We start from the raw sequence: 22,148 nt of genomic DNA, 5'->3' as shown, positions 1-22,148 counted from the left end.
TGCGCCTTTTGACTACCTCAAGTTAAGCACAAATCGAAAGCGCTTCGTAAGCGAAGACTTTGTGGATTTCTGCGAATTGCAGGCGCCACAGCGCGATTCGCGTGCGCACGCCTCCTGCCGCCCTTAAGAGCCAGGCGCAGACAAACGCTACCTCCGAACACCGGAGAACGCGTAGAAGCCCGGCGTGTCCACCAGCGCCTCGATTTCGAACTTGTCTGCCCAAAGAGCGCTCTCCTCGCTCGCTGCGCGCAGGCCGCAGCTCACCCCCGCGGCAACGGCGTCATGGTGGCGGTTGATGACGTCTCTGCCCGATCCATGGGCGACGACGAAACGCCCTCCTGGCTTGACCAGGCGATACACCTTCTCGACCAAGGCTTGCTTCTCGAAAAAGTGGGGGTAGGCGTTGTAGATAACCACGGCATCAAAGCGCTCGCCTTCATCGAGCAAGAGCGCGTCGGAGGCACGAAGCTCCACGGATTGTTCGCTGCCGAACTTTTCCTTCGCACGCTCGATCATATTCTCCGACACGTCGACCGCCACGATCTTTCCCGCTCGGGCGGCAAGGTAGAAGGGGATCATCACGCCCGTGCCGCACCCCAAATCGAGCACCGAGTTGCCCGACTTCAGATCGACGAGCGAGAGCACCGCCCCCTGCACGCGGCTCTCACCCGAACAGCCGCTTTCATCCCACTTGCCCGCGCGCTCGTTGAAGTACGCTGCTACCTTGTCCATAACAATCCCTTCATCGCGGAATGACCACCGGTCTCCCGCCGTGCTCGATAATGTCTGCGTCCATGCCGTAGATCCGATTGATGCGCTCGGACGTGACGCATTCCCGCCCGCCTGCGGCATCGACCTTGCCGTCTTTCAGGAAGAGGAAGCAGTCGCAATAGCGAATCGCCAGGTTGATGTCGTGCATAACCGCACAGGCGGCGATGCCGCGCTCGTCGACTTCACGGCGAACCTCCCGCATGACCTCCTGCTGGTTGGCAGGATCGAGGTTGTTGGTCGGCTCGTCGAGCAGAAGCGTCTCGGCCTGTTGCACGAACGCCCGCGCGAGAACCATCTTCTGGTACTCTCCGCCCGAAAGCTCATCGGCATAGCGCAACGAGTAAGCGGAAAGCCCCAGCCGCTCGAGCGTCTCGCGGACAACAACATGGTCGGCCTCCGTCGGCGCGCCCTGCATTAGAGGATGGCGCCCGACGAGTACCGAATCATAGACTGTGAGGCGATTCGCGTGGCTGTGCTGGGCGACGAGCGCGACCTTTTGCGCCCGCGCACGCCGCTTGACCTCGCCCATGGGCACGCCGTCGAGGAGCACCTGCCCCGCATCGGGTTTGCGCAGTCCCATCAGGCATGACAGAAGCGTCGACTTGCCGCATCCGTTCACCCCGAGAATCGCTGTGAACGACCCCGGCGAAAGCTTGACCGACACGTCGCGCAAAACGGGAGTTCCCGCCCGGTAGGAGAAGCCGAGCCCACAGGCTGTAAGCATCAGCGGCTCACCCCCCGAAACAACAGGTAGATGAAGATCGGCGCGCCGACGAACGATGTGATTGCCGAAATCGGCAAGATCAGCGGCGCGACAACGACGTGGCAGAGGATATCGGACACCAGCAGTATTCCCGCGCCGGCGAGTGCCGAAGCGGGAAGGAGGAAGCGGTAGTCAGCCCCGAGCACACGGCGCATCACGTGCGGCGCGACCAGCCCGACGAAGTTGACGATCCCGCAAAAGGCAATCACCGTCGAGGCCGCCGCGCTCGCGACCAGCATGTTCGCGAGGCGCACGCCGTTCACGGAGATGCCCAAGCTGTGGGCGAGGCCCTCGCCCGACTCAATCGCGTTCATGGCCCAGCGGTTCGCAAAGAAGAACACAGCGCTCACCGCGGTGACGAGCACCATCACGGCGAGCTGGCTTCTGCTCACGCGGCCCAGATCGCCGAATGTCCAAAAGACCACGGCAGCGACCTGGGAGTCTTCTGCAAAGTATTGCACGATCGTGGTACCTGCGGTGAACAGTGCCGACAAGGCAACGCCGAGCAACACGATGCTTTCAGGGGTCATCTCGCGCACGCGCGACAAAAGCAGGATCACCACCGTCGAGAGCATTGCGCCCGCAAACGCGAAGAGCGCCGTCGTTACGGGGTCAGCGGTCGAGATGCCCTCGTAGGCGGCGGACACGCCCGCACCACCTGCGAAGACGATGATTGCAAGCGAGGCACCGAACGCAGCGCCCTGCGAGATACCGAGCGTGCTCGCCGAGGCAAGCGGGTTGCGCAGGACGCTTTGGTAGGCGCACCCCGCAAGCGCGAGCGCCACCCCGGCGACGATAGCCGTCAAGACGCGGGGGAGACGAATGTTTTGAACTGCGGCGACGGTACGCACATCGCCCTGCCCGAAGACCGCGCGCACCACATCGAGAGGGGCAATCTGAAGCGATCCCATCGTCATCGAGAACACAGCTATACCGACAACCGCGACGAAGAGAACGACAAGCACGAGGCGCTTGCGCCTGATATAGCCCGCATACGCGTCACGGGACGCTTTCCCCTCGCCGGGCAAGCTCGCAGTTGTGATTTTGTCCTCTTCCATAAGCGGTTATTCTAGCTGAAAGAAAGCGTCGTGAAGCCTATGCCCGCATTCTTCATGGTTTGGTAGAAGTCGACGCCGAGAAGCGTGGTGTAGATCTCGGAATACTTCACATCCAGATCGACGTCGGCGAACTTTTCGGGGTAGATGGTCGCACCGATGAAGTACGTGTCGCAGATGCCCGTGTCGATGTTGGTACCGTTGAAGTTAAAGAACGGCTGCGTGTAGAGGTGGCCCTCCTTAAATGCCTTCAGGTCATCGAAGAAAATCTTGTTGTTGGCATAGTCGGCCTTCATGAGGTCCATGTTGCCCGCGTTCAAGAACATGAAGTCGGGGTCCCAGTTGCCGATCTGCTCGAGATCGACGTCGATGGCGGCTTTCTGGCCCGTCTCGTCGGCGACGTTTTTCGCGCCGAGCTCGACGAGCGGGGCGTAGTTCGCGTACGTTCCGGTGAAGCTCTTAGCGCCCTTGTAATTGACGGCGCCAACGTAGACGCTCGGCTTGTCGGCATCGGGGATGTCCGCCGTGCGCGCCTTCAAGTCGGCGTCCCATTCCTTGAGCTTCGAGACGACCTCCTGCGCGTGGTCCTGCGTGCCCAGCGCCTCGCCGACGCAGGTGATCGAGGTGTATACGTTGTCGGTGAACAGCTGGTTTTGGTAGGTGATGCCGATAACGGGGATGCCCGTATCCGCCTGGAGCGAGTCGCACTCTTCAGCGCTGCGGCTCGAGATGATTACGTCAGGTGCGAGCTCCATGAGCTGCTCCTCGTTGACGTTCGTCTCGAGCAGATGGTTTCCGTTGCTCGTCGCCGGCAAGTTGGCAAAAAGATCCTTGTACGCAATCGTGTACGGACGGTTTAAGGCCGGCTCGGTTTCCATCTCGGTTGCGGCAATGAGCTTGTCCTGCCCGCCCGCATACACGACGAAGCGCGCGCCGCTGCCGACGGTCGCCGCGCTTTGGACATCGGCGGGAACCTCGACGCTTCGACCGTATGCGTCGACCACCGTCTTCGTTGCCGCGGCATCCTGCGCCCCCTCCGACGAGCCCGTGCCCGCAGGCGCAGAACAGCCCGCATACGCAAACAGGCACGCGCACAGGCAGGCCACTACGGCAACCGCGCCGCACGCCCTCATTCTCTTCAACATGAGCTTCTTCCCTTCGCTTTGAATCGTATCGAATCGCTGCGACTGATAGTAACACGAATGTTTAATTCGTAACACACCTATTCCGAGAACGGCGCCCCGAACACAGCAAGGCACCGCGCCCCTTACCGGGACGCGGCGCCTTATTCGTCAGCACATCTGCACCAGGTGCAGGCGAGCCGCTATCGAGCTATTCCGCTACGGCATCGTAACCTGGAACGTCACGATCTCGTCGTAGGTCTTGGAGTTCGTGACCTCGAAGGAGCCCTGTACGTTCACGAGATCGTCGATGCTCTTGATGCTGTCGTCCATGAAGGTCATGAACGTCTCAGCGTAAGCGTTCGGCTGAATCGTCTCGTAGATGTAGGGGCTGATCATCTTGCCGTTCACCGTCCAGGTGCCGTAAGAGCCGCTGAAATCGATCGCCGTGTCGGCGCTCTTATTCGTGATGACCAGGGTGTAGCCGCAGGAGTCGAGCCAATCCTGCTTCTTGTCGACAACCATCACGGAGATGTTGTCGTCGCTGTAGATCTCCTTGTCGATGGCCTGAATCGCCTGGTCGTCCGTCGCGCTCGAGCCGGTGGTAGTACCGCTATCAGAGGTGGCCGAGCTCGAGCCTAGGTCCTTGACCTCGTCGCTCGTCTTCTTGAACTTCATGCCCTCGCCATCAACCTCGATGGAGAGCACGCCGTCCTTGATCGTCGCGTCAACGCTGTCGCCCTCGATCGTCAGGGACACCTTGTCAGCCGACTTGGCATCCCAGGTGCCGTCGAGCGACTCGCCGAACATGCCGAGCTTGAACGTGCCGTCCTCGGCGAAGGTCGCCTCGACCGTGAGGCCGAACGCCTTCATCATGGCCATATCGTCTTCGGAAGCGCCCGTGAGCTCGGAGAGCTCCCACGTTCCGATGACCGCCTTCTTGGGGTCGCCCTTGTCGCCCCCGCCGCAGCCGACGAGCGCGAAGCACAGCGCGATGGCGAATGCGACAACTCCGAATACCTTCAACTTCGATTTCATGGTAGCACTTCCTTCCCGAATAGCTTTCCCATTCCAACCACTCTATCGTGCACGCCGGAGCTTACCGCCCCGACGATGGTGCCCGCGGTGTTAAAGCCCGATCGCGCCGCCGCAGAACTCGCAGCGCCCGTTCGCGTCCGGCATTGTGGTGGCCCCGCAGAACGGGCAGGTCACTGCTGCCTTCGGAGCCTTCGCCGCCGCAACGTTCTCGCGCACCGTCTCGCGCAGGCTCGTGAGCGCCTCGCGGATCTCGTTGGCCTGGCGCTCCGCCTCGCGGAATTCCACGGAATAGCGCTCCTCGATGCGGCTATCGTTGACCTTGAAGGTGATCTCGTCGAAGTAAGGCGAGTTCACGTGGATGGTAAGGTACACGTCGTAGTCGATGTCGTAGCGCGGCGGGTCGTAGCTTTCCCGGTGGCCTTCGGAGTCCTCGCGATAGATTTCGGTGCGGGTCTCGCGAACCTCCGAATCACACCCGGTAACTTGGGAGAAGTCCATCACGTCCGGGTTCGCATCGCGCCACCGCGACGAAGAGGTGACGATGAAGCACTGCGCGTCCTCGTCGAGGAGCACCTTGGTGTCACCTCCGAGCGTGCGCGTCGTGTTGAACCCGGCGACTCGGTCCTTGTTCGCCTCGCGGTAGGCGAGCTGCTCGCGAATCTGCTCGACCGTCGAGCGCCTGCGCTCGCTGAAGAAGGGGGAGAGCTTCTTGGCGCACTCTTTGCACAGGTTGCCGTCTTCGAGCTTCCTGTTGCCGAGCAAGCCGATTTCCCCTCCGCAGATATCGCAGCTCTTCTTCTCGAAGATCTTTCCAAACAATCCCATACCCGCACTCCTTCCCGCGCATCCAACGAAGTTTTCGTTACCTTCATGGTGAGGGAAAGAGGCCTCCGCGGCAACGACCCTATGGCCCGCAGCGCAGCGCAAAGTGCGACCGCGTGGCCATTTCGTGCGGAAAGGGAAGGATACGATTTAGCGCGTCTCCTGCTCATCGCGCATTTTCGGGACGATGAGCCCGCTTGAGACCGCATGGACCGCAAGGCGCAGGATGTTGTCGTAGCCAGTCTTCGCGAGAATCTCGGAGATGTGGCGCTTGACCGTGCCCTCGGACAGGAAGAGCTCTTGCGCGATTTCCTTGCGCGTCTTGGTCTCGCACACGAGGCGCAGGATATCGACCTCCACGTCGGTCAGCGCAGCCGCGTCCGAGAAGATGCTCTGCTGGGCGCGCGGGAAGGTGGAGTAGCCCTCCATCGTGGAGCGGATGATGCCAAGAAGGTCGTTCGTGCCGACGTTTTTGTACACGAAGCTGTCGACGTGCGCGGCACGGGCCTGCTCGATGAAGGTGATCTCGGGCATACCCGTCATGATGACGACGCGCACCTCGGGATGGGATTCCTTGATGCGGCGCGCAGCAACGATACCGCTTGAGTCGTTTTCGGTACACACATCCAGAAGTGCGCAGGTGGCGCCCGTCTTCTCCACTTCATCAAGCGCGAAAGCGGCATCGGCGAGGGAAGCCACGACCTCCATGTCGGGCTGCGCGTCGATGGTCTGGGCGAGCGAATCGCGCAGCATAGTCTGGTCTTCTACGATGACGATCTTGATCATTGGTCCTCTCCTTCATGCGGCGGCGTGCACGGCGCCTGGGCCTCGATGGTGAACGGGGAAGTCGATACGATGGAAAGCGTGCCGCCCACGCGCGAGAGCGTCTGGCGCATCGAGGGGAAACCCGTGCCCTCGTGCACCTCTCCGCGCGCGGCGGCCCCGTCGTTTTGAACGGAAAGCGTGTAGCAACCTGATGATTCGCCGAAACAGACATCGACCCGATGCGCCTGCCCGTGCTTGGCGGCGTTGGTCGCGGCCTCGCGGACGACGTCGACGAAGGCGATGGCGACCTCAGGGCGGCAGGGAAGCGGGCCTTCCACTGAAATGACAATTCCCACCAGGGAAAACGAGCTCTCAATTGCGCGAAGGGCGCCCTCGGCGTCGATGTCGTCGGGCTCGGCGAGATCTTCCACGACCGTGCGAGCGAGGTCTACCACGCATGCAAGCTTCTCGGGGTCGGGGTCGTCGTCTTCCAGATAGCGGTGGAGGATGGACAGGCGCTGACCGACGGTGTCGTGCACGCGCGAGCGCATGCGCAAGATCGCCTCGTTGCGCGAGACTTCGCGCGCGTTCTCGACGGCCGCGACAAGCTCGGTGTTCGCCACGTCGAGAAAATGGTTCATGCGCTCGATGTCGGAGTTGATGGACTCCTCCTCGGTCACGTCGAAGGCCACCATCCGGCGGTACTCCTTGTGGCCGAGCCTCACCCGGTCGCGCATGAAAAGCCGCGTTTCATCGGGGGATATCTCAAGACGAATGCCTTCCGGCAAAACCGCGTCCGCGCCCCCTTCCGCCTTGTTCGCCATCTCTTCGAGGTCATCCCACACCCCGCGCGTCTCGGCAATGTCACCCGCAAAACCGAGCGCCGTCAGACACGAGCGCATCGACTCGTTCATGAAGAGGATGCGTCCCTCGTCATCGGCGCAGATGACGCCCTCGGGCAGTGCCCGAATAGAATCGATGATCGACAGGCGCGAGACGGAGCGCCGCCCGGCGCGCACATCGAGGGTAAGCGCAGCTCCCACGCGAAAGACGAAGAACGCCGCATCGCCGATGAGGAGATACGGCGCCAAATGACCCAGCATACCGATGGACGGCGGGGTGATGAGCGCCATGAGGGCGATCTCACTCGTCATGATGGGGCGTCGGTAGACAATCGCCAGCGCAAGCCCCAAAAGCGCCGCCACGGCGTCTATCCACAGAAGCGACTCAATGGGGAACGAGAACGCCTTCAGGCGAAAAAGCGCCACGCCGTAGCCGCTGTGGACGCTGTTCGCCGTCGCCGCCGCAAGCAGCAGATGTACGAAGAGCAGCACCTCGTAGAGCTTGACGAGAGAGAAGGGACGCGCGCCACGGCGCGTCGAGAGGAAGAGCACATGGAGCAGCTGCCCTCCCGCGGCGATGTAGAACGAGATCACGAGCGCAACGACTACGGGGGTATCCAGCTCGAAGAGAAAACCCATGCGATCACCTTCCCTCGAGTGAAACCGAGAGGCTCGCGCTGTCCCTCGACGTTTCCAGCGTGAAGGCCGCATGTTGCGAAATCAGCGATTTTCGCAACTCATCAAGCGATTCCTGGAATCTCGGCCCCACGGCGCCGTCCGATTCGAGAGCGGCACGCATCTCCACCTCACCCGACTTCCCGTCGCGTACGAACAGCATGAGAACCGGGTTTCTCGCCGAGAACGCCGCCGCCGCGAAGTCGTAGAGGCAGTCGTAGAGCACGCTCACCGTAGCCGCAGGGAGCACCCCCGATGTCTCCACAAGTGCCGCGCACTCGATGTCGAGCGAGCGCAAATCGGCAGCTGTCTCGTTGAAGACGAGCTCGAGCCGCTCGCGATTGAAGTCGGGGTCGCTTTTCTCCGCCAAGATAAGCCCGCCCTTGCGCTTGCAGTACGCAACGAGCAGCTTCACTTCCATGAGCCGCTCGCGACGGGCGGCAGCAGAGACGGGGTCGCTTCCCTGCGGCAGGTCGTCGAGCAGCTCGCTTATACGCTGCGTCTTGCTTTCGAGCGCGCGCTCGATCTCGGCAAACAGCGCGCGGGCGTCCTCCTGGCGATGGAAGGTCATCGCGAGCTCCCGATTGCGCTTGAGCATGGCGTTCGCGCGCCGCAGCTTCGCCTGGCGCTCGGAAAGCAGGCGCCTGCGCTCATCGAGCGCCGTCATGTCCTCGGACAAAAGCGCGTCGCCACCCACCACCGAATACACCTTGAACAGCGTCGAGGGAACGGCTGACGTGCGAAACGACACGATGCCGTAGCGCGGGGTCTCGATTTCCCCAAGCGTCGTTCGCACGGCATCGGGAATCTCAGTCGCGGCGGTGGTTTGGTACACAACGTCTCGCTTGCGCGAGAGGATTTTCAAATCGAAGGGGAGTTTTGAGAAGAATTGGTCGTATCGGGCATATGAGGGAAGGATTCCCAGGTCAAGCGATAGTTCGAGCGCAACAATAACCAAGATGCTATAGACGAGGGCGATGTTCGTCGAGAATAGCCCCGCCTTGCGAGCGATGAACAACGCAAAGTACGCCGCACCAACGCCAAGGATGATGGCCATCGGCAGAAAGGCGCTTTTCAGCTGGGCCCGAGCAGCGGGAAATGCCGCCGCGAAAAAGCCCACATACTGCACAAGCGCCCACGCGGTCACGCACCAGTAACCCGCCTGATAGGTATAATCCCTGCTCCAATGCGGATCGGATAAGTCGAACGCGAACACGAGGTGATGGTAGTTGTTCGTCAGCACGAGCACGCAGAGCACCGCGTCGATAACCCAAGCAATGCTGACAACCCTTCGCCATGCAACATGCCGATCAAGGGCGGCTGCGTGAAGGGCACTTGCCAGGAAGAACGTGGGGATGAACATCATCGGCACGTAGTAGAGGTACCACATGATCGAGGCGACAAGATCGCTTTTCACGGGGTATTTCAGCAGCACGTCCAAAAGCCAGGCGGCGAGAAGCGCGGCGATGATCTTCAAATTGCCTCGAATTTTTATGTCCGAACAGCGCAAATGCACGGAGAACCCCCAGGCGACACAGCCCGAGCCCGCCAAGATCATCAGTCCCGCCGTGCTCGACGGGCCGCTTCCCGGAAGACCGAAGAAGCGGATTTCCGCCTGAGAAGCCAGCTGCACGGCGGCGAGCACAGCCCCAAGGACAAGGGCGAAAACGGCCCAGGCCGCCACAATCCGCCCCTTGAGCGGGTCTGTTCCGCTTGCACGGCCCATCCGAGCTACCTTTCCTCCTCGCACGATCCCCTTTTATCCAAGTATACCTTGAGCGCCCTATCAAACGATGGCCGCGCGGCCAACCGAGCCGCGTTTTTTTGGCCGCATGGCTTGGGCGCAAACCTTCGGGGCTCGTCAATGCACGATGCGCAGAACTTTTAGTGCTAGATTATGCACGAGGCGCAGAACTACGGAATTGTAGCAGTCGTTCGTCGAGGGTTGCGAGCTTCCAGCCCCATAACCGCACGGCCAACCGAGCCGCGTTTTTTTGGCCGCATGGCACAACGAAATCGACGACGAAACCGCGCGGGATGGCGCGCATAAAGTATCATGGGGGCGAACGATGAAACTGCAGCCGCCTACGTCGGAGGTCAGCCAATGGCAACTGAATCGGTAAACTACCAGTGCCCTTCATGCATGGGCCCTTTGCACTTCGAAGGAGCCGACGGAAAGCTGCACTGCGACTACTGCGGCGGAGCCTTCACACCCGCCGAGGTCGAGGCCGCCTATGCCGCCAAGCAGCAGAAAGCCGATGCACAGGCCGAGAGCGACACCGAACGGGCAGAGGCAGGGGAGCGAAGCGACTTCGAGCGAATGGGCGACGAAGCGGCAGGCGCGGCATCGGTGCTCACCAACGAGACGATTTCCGCCGCGAAAGAAGTCTCCGCAAGCGCGAGCGACCCCATCCAGGCGTACCTTTCGCGCGCCTCATGGAACGAGGACGAGCGCGAGGGAATGCGCTCCTTTACGTGCTCCTCTTGCGGCGCCGCGGTCACGGTCGATGCGACCACGGCAGTCTCGGAGTGCCCGTACTGCGGGAACCCCACCGTCGTGCCCGGCACCTTCTCAAACGAGGCAAAGCCCGATTTCATCATTCCCTTCAAAGTGAGCAAAGAAGAGGCGACTTCCGCACTCACCTCGTACTACAAGGGCAAGAAGTTCCTTCCCAAAGAATTCGTGCAGAGCAACCGTATCGCGCACATGCAGGGCGTCTACGTGCCGTTTTGGCTCTACGACGGGAACGCCGAGGGAAGCGCGACCTACGAGTGCAAAAACACCCGCGTCTACACCTCGGGCGACGAGGAAGTCACCGAGACCGACGTCTACGAGGCGTACCGCGAGGGATCGCTCGACTTCGAGCGCATTCCCGCCGACGGCTCGGCGAAGATGCCCGACGCGCACATGGACGCGATCGAGCCGTTCGACTTCGACGAGCTCGTGCCGTTCTCCGTGGCGTACCTGCCGGGGTACCTGGCCGAGCGCTACGACCAGGAGGCCGACACCTGCCAGCCGCGCGCCATGCGGCGCATGAAGGGCAGCTTGGAAGACGAGCTGCAGGCCACCGTGACCGGGTACGACGACGTCACGCAGGAGTCCATCAACGCGAACAGCGAGATCACCGGGCTTTCCCAGGCGCTTTTCCCCGTGTGGCTTTTGCACACGCTCTACAAAGACGAAGACTTCCTGTTCGCCATGAACGGCCAGACGGGGCGCTTCATCGGCGACTTGCCGGTGTCGCCTTTAAAGGTGGTGCTGTGGTTTTTGGGCATCTTCCTCGTGTGCATGGCGATCTTGATCGGACTCGACGTATCGGTGTTCCAGTTCGACGACGAGCTCACGAGCGTGCTTGTCGATTTTGGAATCCCGCTCGCCATCGCGACCTTCGTGTGCATCGCCTTCTACAATCAGATGAAGACGGCCCGCGAGCAGACCGACGCGCGGGGCTACATCACGATGGAAGGGCTCACGCTCACCGGGTCCGATGACCGGTACGTGACGACCCACATCACGCGCGTGCGCATCAGCAAGGACGACGACTAGCGGCAACTACGGGGCACGCGGCTTCGGACGTGCGCCCCGAGCGAATATACTATCAGGCAAAACGACGGAAAGGAAACGATCATGGGTCTTCTGAAAGCGGGCGCGGGCGCCCTGGGCGGCGTACTTGCCGATTCTTGGCGCGACTATTTCTACTGCGATGCGCTCAACGCCGACACGCTGGTGGTCAAGGGCACGAAGCGCACCTCCGACAAGGGCCGCTCTTCGAACACCAAGGGCGAGAGCAACATCATCTCCGACGGCTCGATCATCGCCGTGGCCGACGGCCAGTACATGATCATCGTCGAGCAGGGCGCGATCGTCGACGCATGCGGCGAGCCTGGCGAATTCGTGTTCGACAACTCTTCCGAGCCGAGCCTGTTCTTCGGCGACGACAAGATCACCGACCGCATCAAGACGGCCTTCGAGCGCGTGGGCGGCCGCTTCACCTTCGGCGGCGACACGGGCAAAGACCAGCGCGTGTACTTCTTCAACAAGAAGGAGATCATCGGCAACAAGTATGGCACGGCAACGCCGGTCCCCTTCCGCGTCGTCGATGCGAACATCGGCCTTGACGTGGACATTTCGGTGCGCTGCAACGGCGAGTACTCCTACAAGATCACCGACCCGCTGCTGTTCTACAAGAACGTGTGCGGCAACGTGGAGGAGCCCTACACGCGCGACAAGATCGACTCGCAGCTGAAAAGCGAGCTTCTGACGGCGCTGCAGCCCGCCTTCGCGAAGATTTCCGCAATGGGCGTGCGCTACTCCGCCGTGCCCGCGCACACCACCGAGCTCGCCGATGCCCTCAACGAGGTGCTCTCCGAGAAGTGGGCCGACCTGCGCGGCATCGAGGTGGCTTCCTTCGGCGTGAACACGATCGCCGCGTCCGAAGAGGACGAGCGGATGATCAAGGACCTGCAGAAGGCCGCGGTCATGCGCGACCCGGCTATGGCTGCTGCGAACATCGCCGCCGCGCAGTCCGACGCGATGCGCACGGCTGCCGCGAACGAATCGGGCGCCATGGCGGGCTTCATGGGCATGGGCATGGCGAACATGGCTGGCGGCATGAACGCCGGTAGCCTCTTCAACCAGCAGGGCGGTGGCGGCACGCCGCAAAGCCAGTACAACGTTGCCGCAGGTGGCGGCTTTGCTGCCGGCAACGGCGGCGGCAACGGCGAGGGCGGCTGGACCTGTTCGTGCGGCGCGCAGAATACTGGCAAGTTCTGCAGCAACTGCGGGTCGCCCAAGCCCTCGCCCGCTGGCAGCTGGACCTGCTCGTGCGGCGCCGAGAACACGGGCAAGTTCTGCAGCAACTGCGGGTCGAAGAAGCCTGAGGCGGCCGGTAGCTGGACGTGCTCGTGCGGCGCGCAGAACACGGGCGCCTTCTGCGGCAACTGCGGGTCGAAGCGTCCGTAACGAGGAACTGAGACTGATCGCGTTCGCTGGCGAGGCGCTTTTTTCCGCTGGCGAACGCGAAGGAGGGCAGCCCATCGTCTTCTTCGCGATGGGCTGCCCTTTCTGCTTTAAGAGGCGCACGCTCCCCGCTAGTTGCTCTATGGCCTTGTTTTGGCCCCAGCATGAATTGAAGGCCCAGATGGCATGGCAAAACTCGCGACTTGTTGCTTGCGAATGAGCCGATTTATTCGGTTGCCTTCTGCATGTTTTCCCACGAGCTTCTCGTGAGCACCGAGACTTGCTGCGTGCGCACTATGCCCGTGACGGGGTTGGTTGCCTCCTCGAGGCGCACGAGCTCGAAGCCGAGCTTGTCCTTCGCACGGGCAGATGTCGCATTTTCCACGAAGTTGCAGACCCAGATTGCGGAAAGCCCGCGCTCGCCGAATCCGTAGCGCAGCATCGCGCTCGCCACTTCGGGGGCGATTCCGAAGCCCCAAAAGGGAGCCGCCAGCCAGATTCCCATTTCCCGATCGTTGTCTCCGATTGCGCAGTTGGCATGGTCGGGCTTGACGAACCTGATACTGCCGATGGGGTTCAACGGGGCCGAAGCCACCTTCTTGCGCTCACGCAAGAACGCACGCCCCGAAAACCCGCGCGTCATGTCGCCGAAGTCGGCCGCGCCCTCGATGCGCTCGATGGCGGTGGCGTCGAATTCCCCGAGGTGCTTTGCACAGATGGCGAAAGTGTCGGGCACGCAGTACACGGCGTGGAGAACCTCGCGGGCATGCTCGACGCTCACATACGGTGCCCAGTTGGCGGGAGGCCCCACCCGCGGGTCGCTTGCCCAACGAAAGAGCGTCGGCGCGTCGGCATCGCACCAGGGGCGTAGGATGAACCGTTCGGTTTCGAGCATGGGAACCTCCTTGCCGGTGGGGGATTCAAACAGGCGCGTCGCCCGAAGTCGGGGGAGCGGCTTCGCGGTTCGGGATGACCTCTGTACAAAAATGACGATAAGTTGTGCAGAAATCGTCTACTTGACAGATTATCAGCCTTTTCTTTCGAAGATAATCCCCACTATCGTCCTATTTGAGGAATAATTCGCTGAATTTTTACGAGGTCCCTGCCTATTTTTGCAAACTATCGTCAATCTTGTACAGGCGGGGAACGTGTGCCGAAAGTCACCGTCACCGACAGCTTCGAGCCAAGCAAGACAAGGGCTGGGCGATCTGCCTCGTTCCCAAGCGCTGCTAATCGGCCGAAAGACTCCCCAGACCTTTCTCAAGCCTGATGGGAAAAATCCGGGAGTTTTCTCGTTCCTACGTGGTCACTTTAATGCTATGTTCAAAATCCAAGCATTCGGAAACAGTATGGTAAAACCTACCAAATCGTATTGGGGCGGTGTACCATTTGCGGTATACGCCACGGGCGATGGGCCCACGGCTGGAAATCCAAGAAGGGGGATTCAACATGTCCAAATATGCCGGAACCCAAACTGAGAAAAACCTGCAGGCTGCGTTCGCCGGCGAGTCGCAGGCGACCAATAAATACACGTACTTCGCGTCGGTCGCGAAGAGCGAAGGCTACGAGCAGATCGCCGAAATCTTCCGCAAGACTTCGGCGAACGAGCAGTACCACGCCAAGATGTGGTTCCGCGAGCTCGAAGGCATTGGCAACACGGCGGAAAACCTTGCCGCTGCGGCAGATGGCGAGAACTTCGAGTGGACCGACATGTACGACGAGTTCGCCAAGACGGCTGAAGAAGAGGGCTTCCCCGAGCTCGCCGAAAAGTTCCGTCAGGTTGGTGCCATCGAGAAGCACCACGAAGAGCGTTACCGCGCGCTGCTGCACAACGTTGAAACCGCCGCTGTGTTTGAAAAGAGCGAGGTCAAGGTGTGGGAATGCCGTAATTGCGGCCACATCGTCGTAGGCACGAAGGCTCCGGATGTGTGCCCCGTCTGCAACCATCCGCGGGCATACTTCGAAATTTCGGCTGAAAACTTCTAAGCCGAAATCGATCTCGAAAGCCCATATCAAGCATCACAAGAAAGCCGCCCTCGGGCGGCTTTCTTGATGAGATTTCCAGCCACTTGGGACCTATTCGCATAGCTGAAAATGATAGACCTCTCTACCGTTCCATTTGAGGGATAAGTCGCTGAACATTTACGAGGTCCCTGCTGTTTTTGCAAACTCTCGTCAATCTCGTACGGACAGCGGAAAATGAGGCGCAAGGACTGGGTGATTTGTCTCACTCCCGAGCGGGACAGGGGGTCGGGTGCCAACCTCGCTCCCAGCAAGCTCCTGCCACACACATCGCTAATCGGTCGGGAGCGGCGTCGCCTCCGAGCGCTTCCCGAGGCGAACCTGCGCAATGCAAACTCCGGCGAGGATGATCGCCACGCCGAGCCATTCAACAGCGGAAATCGGCTCCCCGAGCACAAGCATGGCGAGGAGCAGGCCCGCTGGCAGCTCGGCCGACGTCATGATGGTCGACATACCAGGCGTCAGGTGCGGCGTTCCCAAGCCGAACAGCAGAACCGGCAGCGTCATGCCGAACAGCCCGCACACGAACGCATACGGAGCGAAGCCGTCGAGCAGCACGCCGGAAACAATGAAGTCGGGGCACACCACGTGCGACGCGATGACCACGCCCGCGCACACAATCATACCGCGCTGCTCGTTCGAGCAGGGAGCCTTCACCCTCCCTGAAAACGTCACGAAGCACGCGCAGCTGACGGCCGCGCCAAAGCCGCACACAAGTCCCAGCGGATCGTAGCCCGCGATGCCCGTTTTATAGACGCCGCTCGCGAACACGGTCCCGACAACGACGACCACGGCCGCGATGACCTGGGGGAGCGCAGGCGGTTTGCGCGTCAAGATGATCTGAAGCACCGTGCCGATCCAGGTGAACTGGAACAAAAGCGTGAGCGCCACCGAAACGGGCAGAACGCTCATCGCGTAGCAATAGAGTATCGAGGTGCAGCAGGTGATGCATCCCAGCCCCATGAGCGAAAGCGCCGAGCGGACACCGACACGTTGCCAGCATTTTCCGCGCGCCATCGACACCGCGAAGGCTATTGCGAATAGGATAAGGCCGAACCATCCTTGACCTGCGACGACTTGATTCGAGGTGAACCCCGCAGCGTAAGAAAGCTTGTAGGAAGTCGCCATGAAACCATAGCTTGCACCGCCGAGAAACACTTCAAGCGTCGCGATCGCGCGCACTTTGGTCGCCTCGCTTGGGGCCGCTTTGCGCGGGGCGGTCGCGTTCACCACCGGCATCGCGGCGGGCATGTCGTTCGCTTTCACTGTGAGCTCCTTTTGCACATCGGCGCCCGAGGAGCGAGAAGAAAAACCACGCAACCGAGCGTTCGGCTACGTGGCGAAAAGTGACGCGCTGCCAAGGCAAAGGGGAAGACGACTTCCCGCCGCCATTCCTTCGAGGAAGAACCCTCTTGCCGCGCACGCCCAAAAAGTCCACGTGAGGTTTTAGCGAAAGAGATGATACCAGGTTGCGAGCGCAAATGCGAGAAGAAGGCTCACAGGCGGGGGCGGGGAGCCGAGAAGCGGGCGGAAACCAGGTAGCAGAGACCGCGAGAAAGGCAGGGGCCTCGCAGGTGGAAGCAAGGGAGGGAAGCAATCAGACGCCTCACGGGAGGCTGGCGCAAAGCGAGTCGAAGCGGAAGCCACGCTCGGCTTTCGGAAATCTCCCGGGCACCAAGCAGATGGAGCAACCCCGCCGCAACGCCACCTGAGAGATAGCCGTCGCCCGACATGTACGCGCGCAGCGGCCAACTTAGGTGTACCATTGCCCCAACAAGTTCGATGCAGGGGTGCCCATCGTGCGACAAACGCTCGGTTGGCTGAGAGGGCGCAAGCCTAACCCTTTGAACCTGTCAGTTAGTGCTGGCGTAGGGAGCATCTCAGGTTCTATCTGGGGCGCCCGCTTATGCTGGCGTCCCATTTTTATGCCACGCTCCGCAGACGGAGCAGGTCCTTGAAAGGAATGCGCATGATTGAGATGAACCAGTTGCAAAGCGGAATCGTAGAAGCGGCGAGCAAGGTGCGCGCCAACAATCCCATGGCGGGGTCGATCACCAACAGCGTGACCATCGACTTCGTGGCGAACTCGCAACTCGCCGTCGGAGGCTCCGCTGCCATGGTCTACCTGCCTGACGAGGGCGAATGCCTCGTCGCCGCGGGCGGTGCAGTCTATATAAACATGGGGACGCTGCTTCCCGTATACGAGAAGACGCTTCCCCGCACTGCCGCAGCAGCGCACGCAGCGGGCAAGCCCTGGGTGCTCGACCCGGTCGGCATCGGCATCGGCAGCCTGCGCACCGAACTTCTGCGCGGATTCAAGCCCTACAAGCCAGCAATCGTGCGCGGCAACGCCTCCGAGATCATCGCACTTGCAGGCCTTTGGGATCTGGAAGGCGACGCGAGCGAGCTTTCCCGCGCCCGCGGCGTCGACACTACCGACACGGTGGCGGCCGCACGCGACGCAGCCGTGGCCCTTGCGCGCTACACGGGCGGCGCGGTGGCAGTCTCGGGCGAGTCGGACCTGGTCACCGATGGGTCGACCGTAGCATATTCCACGGGAGGCAGCGCACTTATGGGCAAGGTGACGGGCTTCGGGTGCTCCCTCGGCGGCGTGGCCGCGGTCTATGCCACGCAGGCCGATCCCTTCACTGCAGCGCTTGCCGCTGTCGCTCACTACAACGTGGCGGGAACGCGCGCGGCAACTGCGACGGACGCGCCCGCGAGCTTCAAGGTTGCCTTCATCGACGAGCTCTACCGCGCGACGCCCGACGACATCGCGAACAACCCGCTGCGCATCGAGGAGGCCTAGCATGAACACGCTCATCGCCGTGGCAATCGCGCCTTTCGGCGTGGGAGACGAGCTGTCCTCCGAGGTCGCCGAGGTCGTGAAGGTCATCCGCGAGTCAGGCCTTCCGAACAGGACCTATTCCATGTTCACCGAGATCGAGGGCGAATGGGACGAGGTGATGCGCGTTGTGCGCGACGCGACGTTCGTCCTCGCCGAGAAGGGCATTCGCACCGAGGTCATCCTGAAGGCCGACGTGCGCCCCGGCTTCTCCCACATGATGGACGAGAAGGTGGCGCGCGTGAACGCCCTTCTTGACGGCGAGGGCGCGCAGGGTGCTGGCGACACGAATGGCGAGACCGACAAAACCAACGGGAGCAACTCCAACGGCAGCGACAGCCCAAGCGACATGTTCGCCGCCAGCGAAAACAAGGAGGTGCGCGCATGAGCATGAGAGATGTGCTCGATATTTCATCCTACCTGGTCATTGGGCCGGAGAACACGTGCGGACGTCCCGTGGGCGATGTCGTTTCGGCGACGCTTGCAGCCGGGTTCACCTGCGTGCAGGTGCGCTCGAAGGTGTGCTCGGCGCGCGAGCTCATGGCCTGCGCCGACGAGGCGGCCCGTGCCATCGAGCGCGCGGGCGCAAGCAAGAAGGTCGCGCTGCTCATCGACGACAGGCTCGACGTGGCCTTCGCCGCGCGGGAGGCGGGCGTGAAGGTCGACGGCGTGCACGTCGGGCAGTCCGACGTTCCCGTCGAAGCGTGCCGCAAGCTCCTCGGCCCCGATGCGGTCGTGGGACTTTCCGCGCGCGCGGATGAGATGCTTGAGTACGTGAAGACCGCGGACATGAGCCTTGTGGATTACCTGGGCGTTGGCCCTTTGCACGAAACGCCCACCAAGCGCGACTGCGGACTCGCAGCCGACGGCACCATCATCACGAAAAGCATCGATGACCTGCGCGAACTCGCCGTCGCAAGCCCCGTTCCCATCGTGGTCGGCGGGGGAGTGAAGGTGGCGGACATTCCTCTCGTTGCGCAAACGGGTGTCGACGGGTTCTTTGTCGTGTCCGCCGTCTGCGGCGCGAGCAATCCAGAGGCGGCGGCGCGCGAGCTGGTGTGCGCGTGGCGGGAAGCGAAGGCGAGCTGAGTCAGCCGCAAAGCGCGCGCAAGGGTATAATGGGCGAAGCCGATATGTTGTCGGCGTCTAATCAGCAGCAATGCGCAACGCAGCGCACGAAAGGGGCACGCGATGACTTACATGGTTCGCATCAAGGAATTCCATGGCACGGATGCGGTGTACACCTACACGTTCGGCAACCTCAACGATGCCCTTGCACGCGTGTCCCGCTTCCTCACGCCCGGCAACCTCTTCGACGAGCGCGTCGAGGTCGACCCAACCGGCTTCAAGGAGACCATCCGCATCGAGACCATCCAGGTGTGGCTGGGCGAGGCCAACGAGGAAGGCACCGAGATCGCGAAGGATCTGGGCTACTGGAAGTTCAAGTCCAAACTTGGGGAATAGCTTTTGAAACCCGCAAGCTTCCGAATGCCGCCCGCAAGCTTCAAGTTCGCGGGCGGCATGTTTTATATCGCAAGCACGACTTGAGTTGCATGCAATAATGGAAGGCCAGATGGGGAAAGCGAGCACGGGAGGAAACCATGGGCAGCAAGAAGCGATCGGCGCGGGCACGCGAAGTGGCCGACTTCAAATCCCAGCTCGAAAACGGCCTTGGGGGACTGGACGACCTGTTTGCAAACGAGGAGCGGCGCGAGCAGAAACGCGAAGCCGACCATGACGCGGCGATGCGCTGGAAGTCGTGCGAGAAGAAAAACCGCTACGCGACCAGGGACGAGGCAGAAGAAACGCGCACATGGTGCGAGGAGCGCGGGACGCGCGGCCTTGAAATCTATCGCTGCGAGTACTGCGGCGGGTGGCACCTGACCTCGCACCCCTTCGAGTAGCGAGGAGGGGCCCCTAGCGCTCCGACAGGATGAGGCCCGTCACGGTGAGCGCCACGCCGAGCACGATTTGCCAGGTGAGCGGCTCGGCAAGCACGATAACGGACGCGACCACCGTCACCACGGGCGTAAGGTAAAGGTAAGCGCTCACGTTCACGACGCCGACAATCGACGCCGCCTTGTTCCACATGACATAGCAGGTGGCAGACGCGACCAGTCCCAAAAACAGCAGATTGCCCAGCATGACGGGGTCGAGAAGCCCCGCAAGGCCCGCGCCCTCGGCTCCCTGGCCGAAGCCCATCATCGGCAAAAACGGCAGCATGAACACGAGGCCCCACGCAAACGTGCGCTTCGTCGTGGCCACTGTCGAAAGACCCAGTTTCGCGGTGCGCTTGCCAATGGTCGAATAGACCGCCCAGGCCAGCGCCGCAAGCACAGCGAGCAGGCAGCCTGCAAGCCCCGCGTCACCTGCGGCAGCGCCCGTGAAGCTGATGAGCGCGATGCCCGATATCGCCATCACGAAGCCCGCGAAGAACTTCACGCCGACACGCTCCTCGCGCGTGACGAACGTGGCAATGAGCGCGATGAACAGGGGCGCGATGGCGACGATCACGCCGACGTTCGAGGCGCTCGTCATGGTGAGCGCGATGTTCTCCATAAGGAAGTACAACGTCACGCCCGTTGCACCCGCCAGCGCGAACAGCGCCTCGACGCGCGCGCCCATGAAGGGGGTCACGCGGTGGTGGATGACGCACAGCGCGAGAAAACCCAGCATGAAACGCAAAAAGAGAATCTCTATCGGGGTCACGACGGTGAGCAGCACCTTCGTCGACACGAACGTAATGCCCCAGACGAACACGGTGAGGAAGGCGAGGAGATGGCCTTTGGCGCGGCCTCGCGCGGTTAGGGAGAGTATCGCTTCTTGCATAGTTTTCGAAAGGGTCCTTACCACTCGTGAATCGTTCGTCTGCGGCATTATAGCAAGTCAGGCGCAGCACAAACACGATTCAGCGACAGTCGGCGGAGCGAAATCGGGAAACCCTCGAAGAGGGCACTTTCCCGAAGGTAACCCCTATTGTTTCCAGCAATTGAATTATCCCAAACCCGTCGCTTTATTAATGCCATCTCGGAGCTCATCTCGTTCGTCAACGTTAGAACTTCCTTGAGCCTATTTGGGGTTAGGCAACAGAAAACCCTCTGCGTAAAGAGCATTCTCGTTAATAAGCGAATCAATCCTGGCGGCCAGGCCTGTGTCTCCCTCGATTCTCTTACGATAGCTATTGAGCATAAGCAGCTGGGCATAGGGACTTGCTGCGTCGAACTTAACGTTTCGCGGCCTGAGCTTCTTTTGAACGGGACACTGGATACTCATCCTCCTATTCCACAGCTGTCGATGGTGCGCACAAAGGTTTCTCAGCACGCAAAGCGAATGCAGAACCTCCGCGAAGGGCGCCCATTGGATGCCGAAGAAAGATGTCGCCCTTTTGGCGGGCTCCATGTCTTTAACATAGGAGACGAAATTAGTGACCCTGCCGAAAGAAATGACCTCAACGGCAAACCAAATAGGAACCTCAGCATACCGATTGCAGCGACTTGCGAGCGTATCCCCGACGACAGACTTATCAACATAGCGAGAGACCATGGGATCCTTATCCCGCTCCAAATCGGAAAGGATGCCCTTTACGATTTCCAAGGGCTTGTCTTTCGCCGCATCACTACCATCCTTATAGAAATCAGTATTCAGATAGAAAGCACGTTCGCCGTGATCACGCCCGTACTCGTGCGTCAGCATGGCCCGCATGGCGATTTCCACGACACTAAGCTGCTCCAAGAGAAGCGCACGCATCTTACTGTCGATTTCAGCGATTTCCCTTATCTCCTCGAAAGAAGCATCCCCAATAAAACGGTCATCGCCGTAGCGAGGGTCAATCTGGAATTCTCGGGCATAACCTGAGAAGCGATAGTAGTTTGTCCTGGACAGGAAGCGCTTCAGCTCATCGCGATCGCGGCAGGCAAGGTTGCGCTCGTCGACGAGGAGCGAGCAGAGGTCGTCCAACGACTTGAAGCGTTTGTCGGACACGGCACGACCTCCTTTGAAAACAGAAAGGCCCACCGCATTTCAGCATCGTTGAGAGGCTTGGGTGGGCGCTGATGTATTCATATTACAACAAAATGCGGTTTGCAGGCTAAGATTGTGCGCGATTCAACAATCTTCTCAATTAATCGAAATCAGCGCAAAAGCTGTTTTGCTTCGACCCCAGATGACTACGTTTGCCCGGCCGCCTGTTGCCTCATTCCCCAACGTTGTCACAAAGACACCCGAGGCGCCTTCCCGAAGGTAACCCCTATTGTTTCCGGCAATTGAATTATCCCGAACCCGTCGCTTTATAGGCGGAAATGAAATTTGATGGAAGATGTGACCGTTATTCATATCGGTTTTCAGGATATCGCGGAAGGGGCATTGATGCCAACTGGATTTGAACTGATCAAACAGCAAGTCGAGACGAAGAAGCTCGGGGAAGAGCTCCCTATCGTAGGATGGTTCCATTTCCCCTTGGCAGACCCTGT

Annotated in this window: 21 protein-coding genes and 1 riboswitch; of the genes, 8 read left to right on the top strand and 13 right to left on the bottom strand. The window is 60.9% G+C overall.

Annotation, left to right across the window (positions count from 1 at the left end; translation table 11 throughout):
- Positions 1–147 precede the first annotated feature (147 nt).
- The 9 genes from Q0I65_RS08215 to Q0I65_RS08175 form a co-directional block, all read right to left on the bottom strand.
- Positions 148–732 carry a class I SAM-dependent methyltransferase gene (locus Q0I65_RS08215; RefSeq protein ID WP_296062252.1) on the bottom strand — a complete coding sequence of 195 codons (585 nt, stop codon included), beginning with the start codon at positions 730–732 and terminating at the stop codon, positions 148–150.
- A gap of 10 nt (positions 733–742) precedes the next feature.
- Positions 743–1,495 carry an ABC transporter ATP-binding protein gene (locus Q0I65_RS08210; protein ID WP_296062249.1) on the bottom strand — a complete coding sequence of 251 codons (753 nt, stop codon included), beginning with the start codon at positions 1,493–1,495 and terminating at the stop codon, positions 743–745.
- Positions 1,495–2,592: an iron ABC transporter permease gene (locus Q0I65_RS08205; protein ID WP_296062247.1), complete on the bottom strand. Its 1,098-nt coding sequence runs from the start codon at positions 2,590–2,592 to the stop codon at positions 1,495–1,497. Before Q0I65_RS08205 ends, Q0I65_RS08210 begins: the two co-directional genes overlap by 1 nt.
- An 11-nt stretch (positions 2,593–2,603) precedes the next feature.
- On the bottom strand, positions 2,604–3,734 hold the full coding sequence (locus tag Q0I65_RS08200; protein ID WP_296062243.1) for an ABC transporter substrate-binding protein: 1,131 nt from the start codon (positions 3,732–3,734) through the stop codon (positions 2,604–2,606).
- Between the two features lie 195 nt (positions 3,735–3,929).
- Complete coding sequence (locus tag Q0I65_RS08195; protein ID WP_296062241.1) at positions 3,930–4,748, bottom strand: hypothetical protein; 819 nt, start codon at positions 4,746–4,748, stop codon at positions 3,930–3,932.
- Between the two features lie 90 nt (positions 4,749–4,838).
- Positions 4,839–5,573 carry a DUF4428 domain-containing protein gene (locus Q0I65_RS08190; protein WP_296062238.1) on the bottom strand — a complete coding sequence of 245 codons (735 nt, stop codon included), beginning with the start codon at positions 5,571–5,573 and terminating at the stop codon, positions 4,839–4,841.
- 147 nt (positions 5,574–5,720) lie between these two features.
- Positions 5,721–6,356, bottom strand: a complete 636-nt coding sequence (locus Q0I65_RS08185; RefSeq protein ID WP_296062235.1) for a response regulator transcription factor — start codon at positions 6,354–6,356, stop codon at positions 5,721–5,723.
- Positions 6,353–7,816: a hypothetical protein gene (locus Q0I65_RS08180; RefSeq protein WP_296062232.1), complete on the bottom strand. Its 1,464-nt coding sequence runs from the start codon at positions 7,814–7,816 to the stop codon at positions 6,353–6,355. The genes Q0I65_RS08185 and Q0I65_RS08180 overlap by 4 nt, the downstream gene beginning before the upstream one ends.
- A 4-nt stretch (positions 7,817–7,820) precedes the next feature.
- Positions 7,821–9,578 (bottom strand): histidine kinase N-terminal 7TM domain-containing protein, encoded by a 1,758-nt coding sequence (locus Q0I65_RS08175; RefSeq protein WP_296062228.1) that lies wholly within the window; start codon positions 9,576–9,578, stop codon positions 7,821–7,823.
- 378 nt (positions 9,579–9,956) lie between these two features.
- On the opposite strand from Q0I65_RS08175, the gene Q0I65_RS08170 reads away from it, so the two are divergent.
- Positions 9,957–11,399, top strand: coding sequence for a hypothetical protein (locus tag Q0I65_RS08170; protein WP_296062225.1), 1,443 nt, complete (start codon positions 9,957–9,959; stop codon positions 11,397–11,399).
- Positions 11,400–11,480: 81 nt separating this feature from the next.
- Positions 11,481–12,815 carry an SPFH domain-containing protein gene (locus Q0I65_RS08165; RefSeq protein WP_296062223.1) on the top strand — a complete coding sequence of 445 codons (1,335 nt, stop codon included), beginning with the start codon at positions 11,481–11,483 and terminating at the stop codon, positions 12,813–12,815.
- Between the two features lie 223 nt (positions 12,816–13,038).
- On the opposite strand, the gene Q0I65_RS08160 is transcribed toward Q0I65_RS08165, so the two are convergent.
- Positions 13,039–13,707 carry a GNAT family protein gene (locus Q0I65_RS08160; RefSeq protein ID WP_296062218.1) on the bottom strand — a complete coding sequence of 223 codons (669 nt, stop codon included), beginning with the start codon at positions 13,705–13,707 and terminating at the stop codon, positions 13,039–13,041.
- Positions 13,708–14,261: 554 nt separating this feature from the next.
- Here Q0I65_RS08160 and rbr point away from each other — a divergent pair.
- Positions 14,262–14,798 carry a rubrerythrin gene (rbr, locus tag Q0I65_RS08155; protein WP_296062216.1) on the top strand — a complete coding sequence of 179 codons (537 nt, stop codon included), beginning with the start codon at positions 14,262–14,264 and terminating at the stop codon, positions 14,796–14,798.
- A 309-nt stretch (positions 14,799–15,107) separates the two neighbouring features.
- Here the strand turns inward: rbr and Q0I65_RS08150 are convergent, their stop codons facing one another.
- Positions 15,108–16,100, bottom strand: a complete 993-nt coding sequence (locus tag Q0I65_RS08150; RefSeq protein WP_296062213.1) for a DMT family transporter — start codon at positions 16,098–16,100, stop codon at positions 15,108–15,110.
- Between the two features lie 510 nt (positions 16,101–16,610).
- A riboswitch (TPP riboswitch) is annotated at positions 16,611–16,726 on the top strand.
- 77 nt (positions 16,727–16,803) lie between these two features.
- Here Q0I65_RS08150 and thiM point away from each other — a divergent pair.
- The 5 genes from thiM (at position 16,804) to Q0I65_RS08125 (ending at position 19,583) form a co-directional block, all read left to right on the top strand.
- Positions 16,804–17,643, top strand: a complete 840-nt coding sequence (gene thiM, locus Q0I65_RS08145; RefSeq protein ID WP_296062211.1) for a hydroxyethylthiazole kinase — start codon at positions 16,804–16,806, stop codon at positions 17,641–17,643.
- Between the two features lies 1 nt (position 17,644).
- Positions 17,645–18,067 (top strand): thiamine-binding protein, encoded by a 423-nt coding sequence (locus Q0I65_RS08140; RefSeq protein ID WP_296062209.1) that lies wholly within the window; start codon positions 17,645–17,647, stop codon positions 18,065–18,067.
- A complete protein-coding gene (locus Q0I65_RS08135) occupies positions 18,064–18,768 on the top strand; it encodes a thiamine phosphate synthase (protein ID WP_296062208.1) in 705 nt (234 codons plus the stop codon). The genes Q0I65_RS08140 and Q0I65_RS08135 overlap by 4 nt, the downstream gene beginning before the upstream one ends.
- 102 nt (positions 18,769–18,870) lie before the next feature.
- Complete coding sequence (locus Q0I65_RS08130; protein ID WP_296062207.1) at positions 18,871–19,143, top strand: hypothetical protein; 273 nt, start codon at positions 18,871–18,873, stop codon at positions 19,141–19,143.
- Between the two features lie 137 nt (positions 19,144–19,280).
- Positions 19,281–19,583 (top strand): hypothetical protein, encoded by a 303-nt coding sequence (locus tag Q0I65_RS08125; RefSeq protein ID WP_296062205.1) that lies wholly within the window; start codon positions 19,281–19,283, stop codon positions 19,581–19,583.
- 13 nt (positions 19,584–19,596) lie between these two features.
- Here the strand turns inward: Q0I65_RS08125 and Q0I65_RS08120 are convergent, their stop codons facing one another.
- Positions 19,597–20,508, bottom strand: a complete 912-nt coding sequence (locus Q0I65_RS08120) for a DMT family transporter (protein ID WP_296062202.1) — start codon at positions 20,506–20,508, stop codon at positions 19,597–19,599.
- Positions 20,509–20,748: 240 nt separating this feature from the next.
- Complete coding sequence (locus Q0I65_RS08115) at positions 20,749–21,660, bottom strand: Abi family protein (RefSeq protein WP_296062200.1); 912 nt, start codon at positions 21,658–21,660, stop codon at positions 20,749–20,751.
- Positions 21,661–22,148 lie beyond the last annotated feature (488 nt).

Source organism: uncultured Ellagibacter sp. (assembly GCF_934643285.1).
In the GTDB taxonomy this organism is placed as follows: Bacteria; Actinomycetota; Coriobacteriia; order Coriobacteriales; family Eggerthellaceae; genus Ellagibacter.
Note: the sequence above shows the minus strand (reverse complement) of the source record. Positions and strands in the feature narration are given on the sequence as shown.

Coding starts and splice junctions, on each gene's coding strand:
- Q0I65_RS08185 (WP_296062235.1), bottom strand. CDS start 6,356: ATGATCAAGATCGTCATCGTAGAAGACCAGACTATGCTGCGCGATTCG.
- Q0I65_RS08205 (WP_296062247.1), bottom strand. CDS start 2,592: ATGGAAGAGGACAAAATCACAACTGCGAGCTTGCCCGGCGAGGGGAAA.
- rbr (WP_296062216.1), top strand. CDS start 14,262: ATGTCCAAATATGCCGGAACCCAAACTGAGAAAAACCTGCAGGCTGCG.
- Q0I65_RS08140 (WP_296062209.1), top strand. CDS start 17,645: ATGAACACGCTCATCGCCGTGGCAATCGCGCCTTTCGGCGTGGGAGAC.
- thiM (WP_296062211.1), top strand. CDS start 16,804: ATGATTGAGATGAACCAGTTGCAAAGCGGAATCGTAGAAGCGGCGAGC.
- Q0I65_RS08180 (WP_296062232.1), bottom strand. CDS start 7,816: ATGGGTTTTCTCTTCGAGCTGGATACCCCCGTAGTCGTTGCGCTCGTG.
- Q0I65_RS08175 (WP_296062228.1), bottom strand. CDS start 9,578: ATGGGCCGTGCAAGCGGAACAGACCCGCTCAAGGGGCGGATTGTGGCG.
- Q0I65_RS08120 (WP_296062202.1), bottom strand. CDS start 20,508: ATGCAAGAAGCGATACTCTCCCTAACCGCGCGAGGCCGCGCCAAAGGC.
- Q0I65_RS08130 (WP_296062207.1), top strand. CDS start 18,871: ATGACTTACATGGTTCGCATCAAGGAATTCCATGGCACGGATGCGGTG.
- Q0I65_RS08190 (WP_296062238.1), bottom strand. CDS start 5,573: ATGGGATTGTTTGGAAAGATCTTCGAGAAGAAGAGCTGCGATATCTGC.
- Q0I65_RS08195 (WP_296062241.1), bottom strand. CDS start 4,748: ATGAAATCGAAGTTGAAGGTATTCGGAGTTGTCGCATTCGCCATCGCG.
- Q0I65_RS08160 (WP_296062218.1), bottom strand. CDS start 13,707: ATGCTCGAAACCGAACGGTTCATCCTACGCCCCTGGTGCGATGCCGAC.
- Q0I65_RS08210 (WP_296062249.1), bottom strand. CDS start 1,495: ATGCTTACAGCCTGTGGGCTCGGCTTCTCCTACCGGGCGGGAACTCCC.
- Q0I65_RS08170 (WP_296062225.1), top strand. CDS start 9,957: ATGGCAACTGAATCGGTAAACTACCAGTGCCCTTCATGCATGGGCCCT.
- Q0I65_RS08215 (WP_296062252.1), bottom strand. CDS start 732: ATGGACAAGGTAGCAGCGTACTTCAACGAGCGCGCGGGCAAGTGGGAT.
- Q0I65_RS08125 (WP_296062205.1), top strand. CDS start 19,281: ATGGGCAGCAAGAAGCGATCGGCGCGGGCACGCGAAGTGGCCGACTTC.
- Q0I65_RS08135 (WP_296062208.1), top strand. CDS start 18,064: ATGAGCATGAGAGATGTGCTCGATATTTCATCCTACCTGGTCATTGGG.
- Q0I65_RS08165 (WP_296062223.1), top strand. CDS start 11,481: ATGGGTCTTCTGAAAGCGGGCGCGGGCGCCCTGGGCGGCGTACTTGCC.
- Q0I65_RS08200 (WP_296062243.1), bottom strand. CDS start 3,734: ATGTTGAAGAGAATGAGGGCGTGCGGCGCGGTTGCCGTAGTGGCCTGC.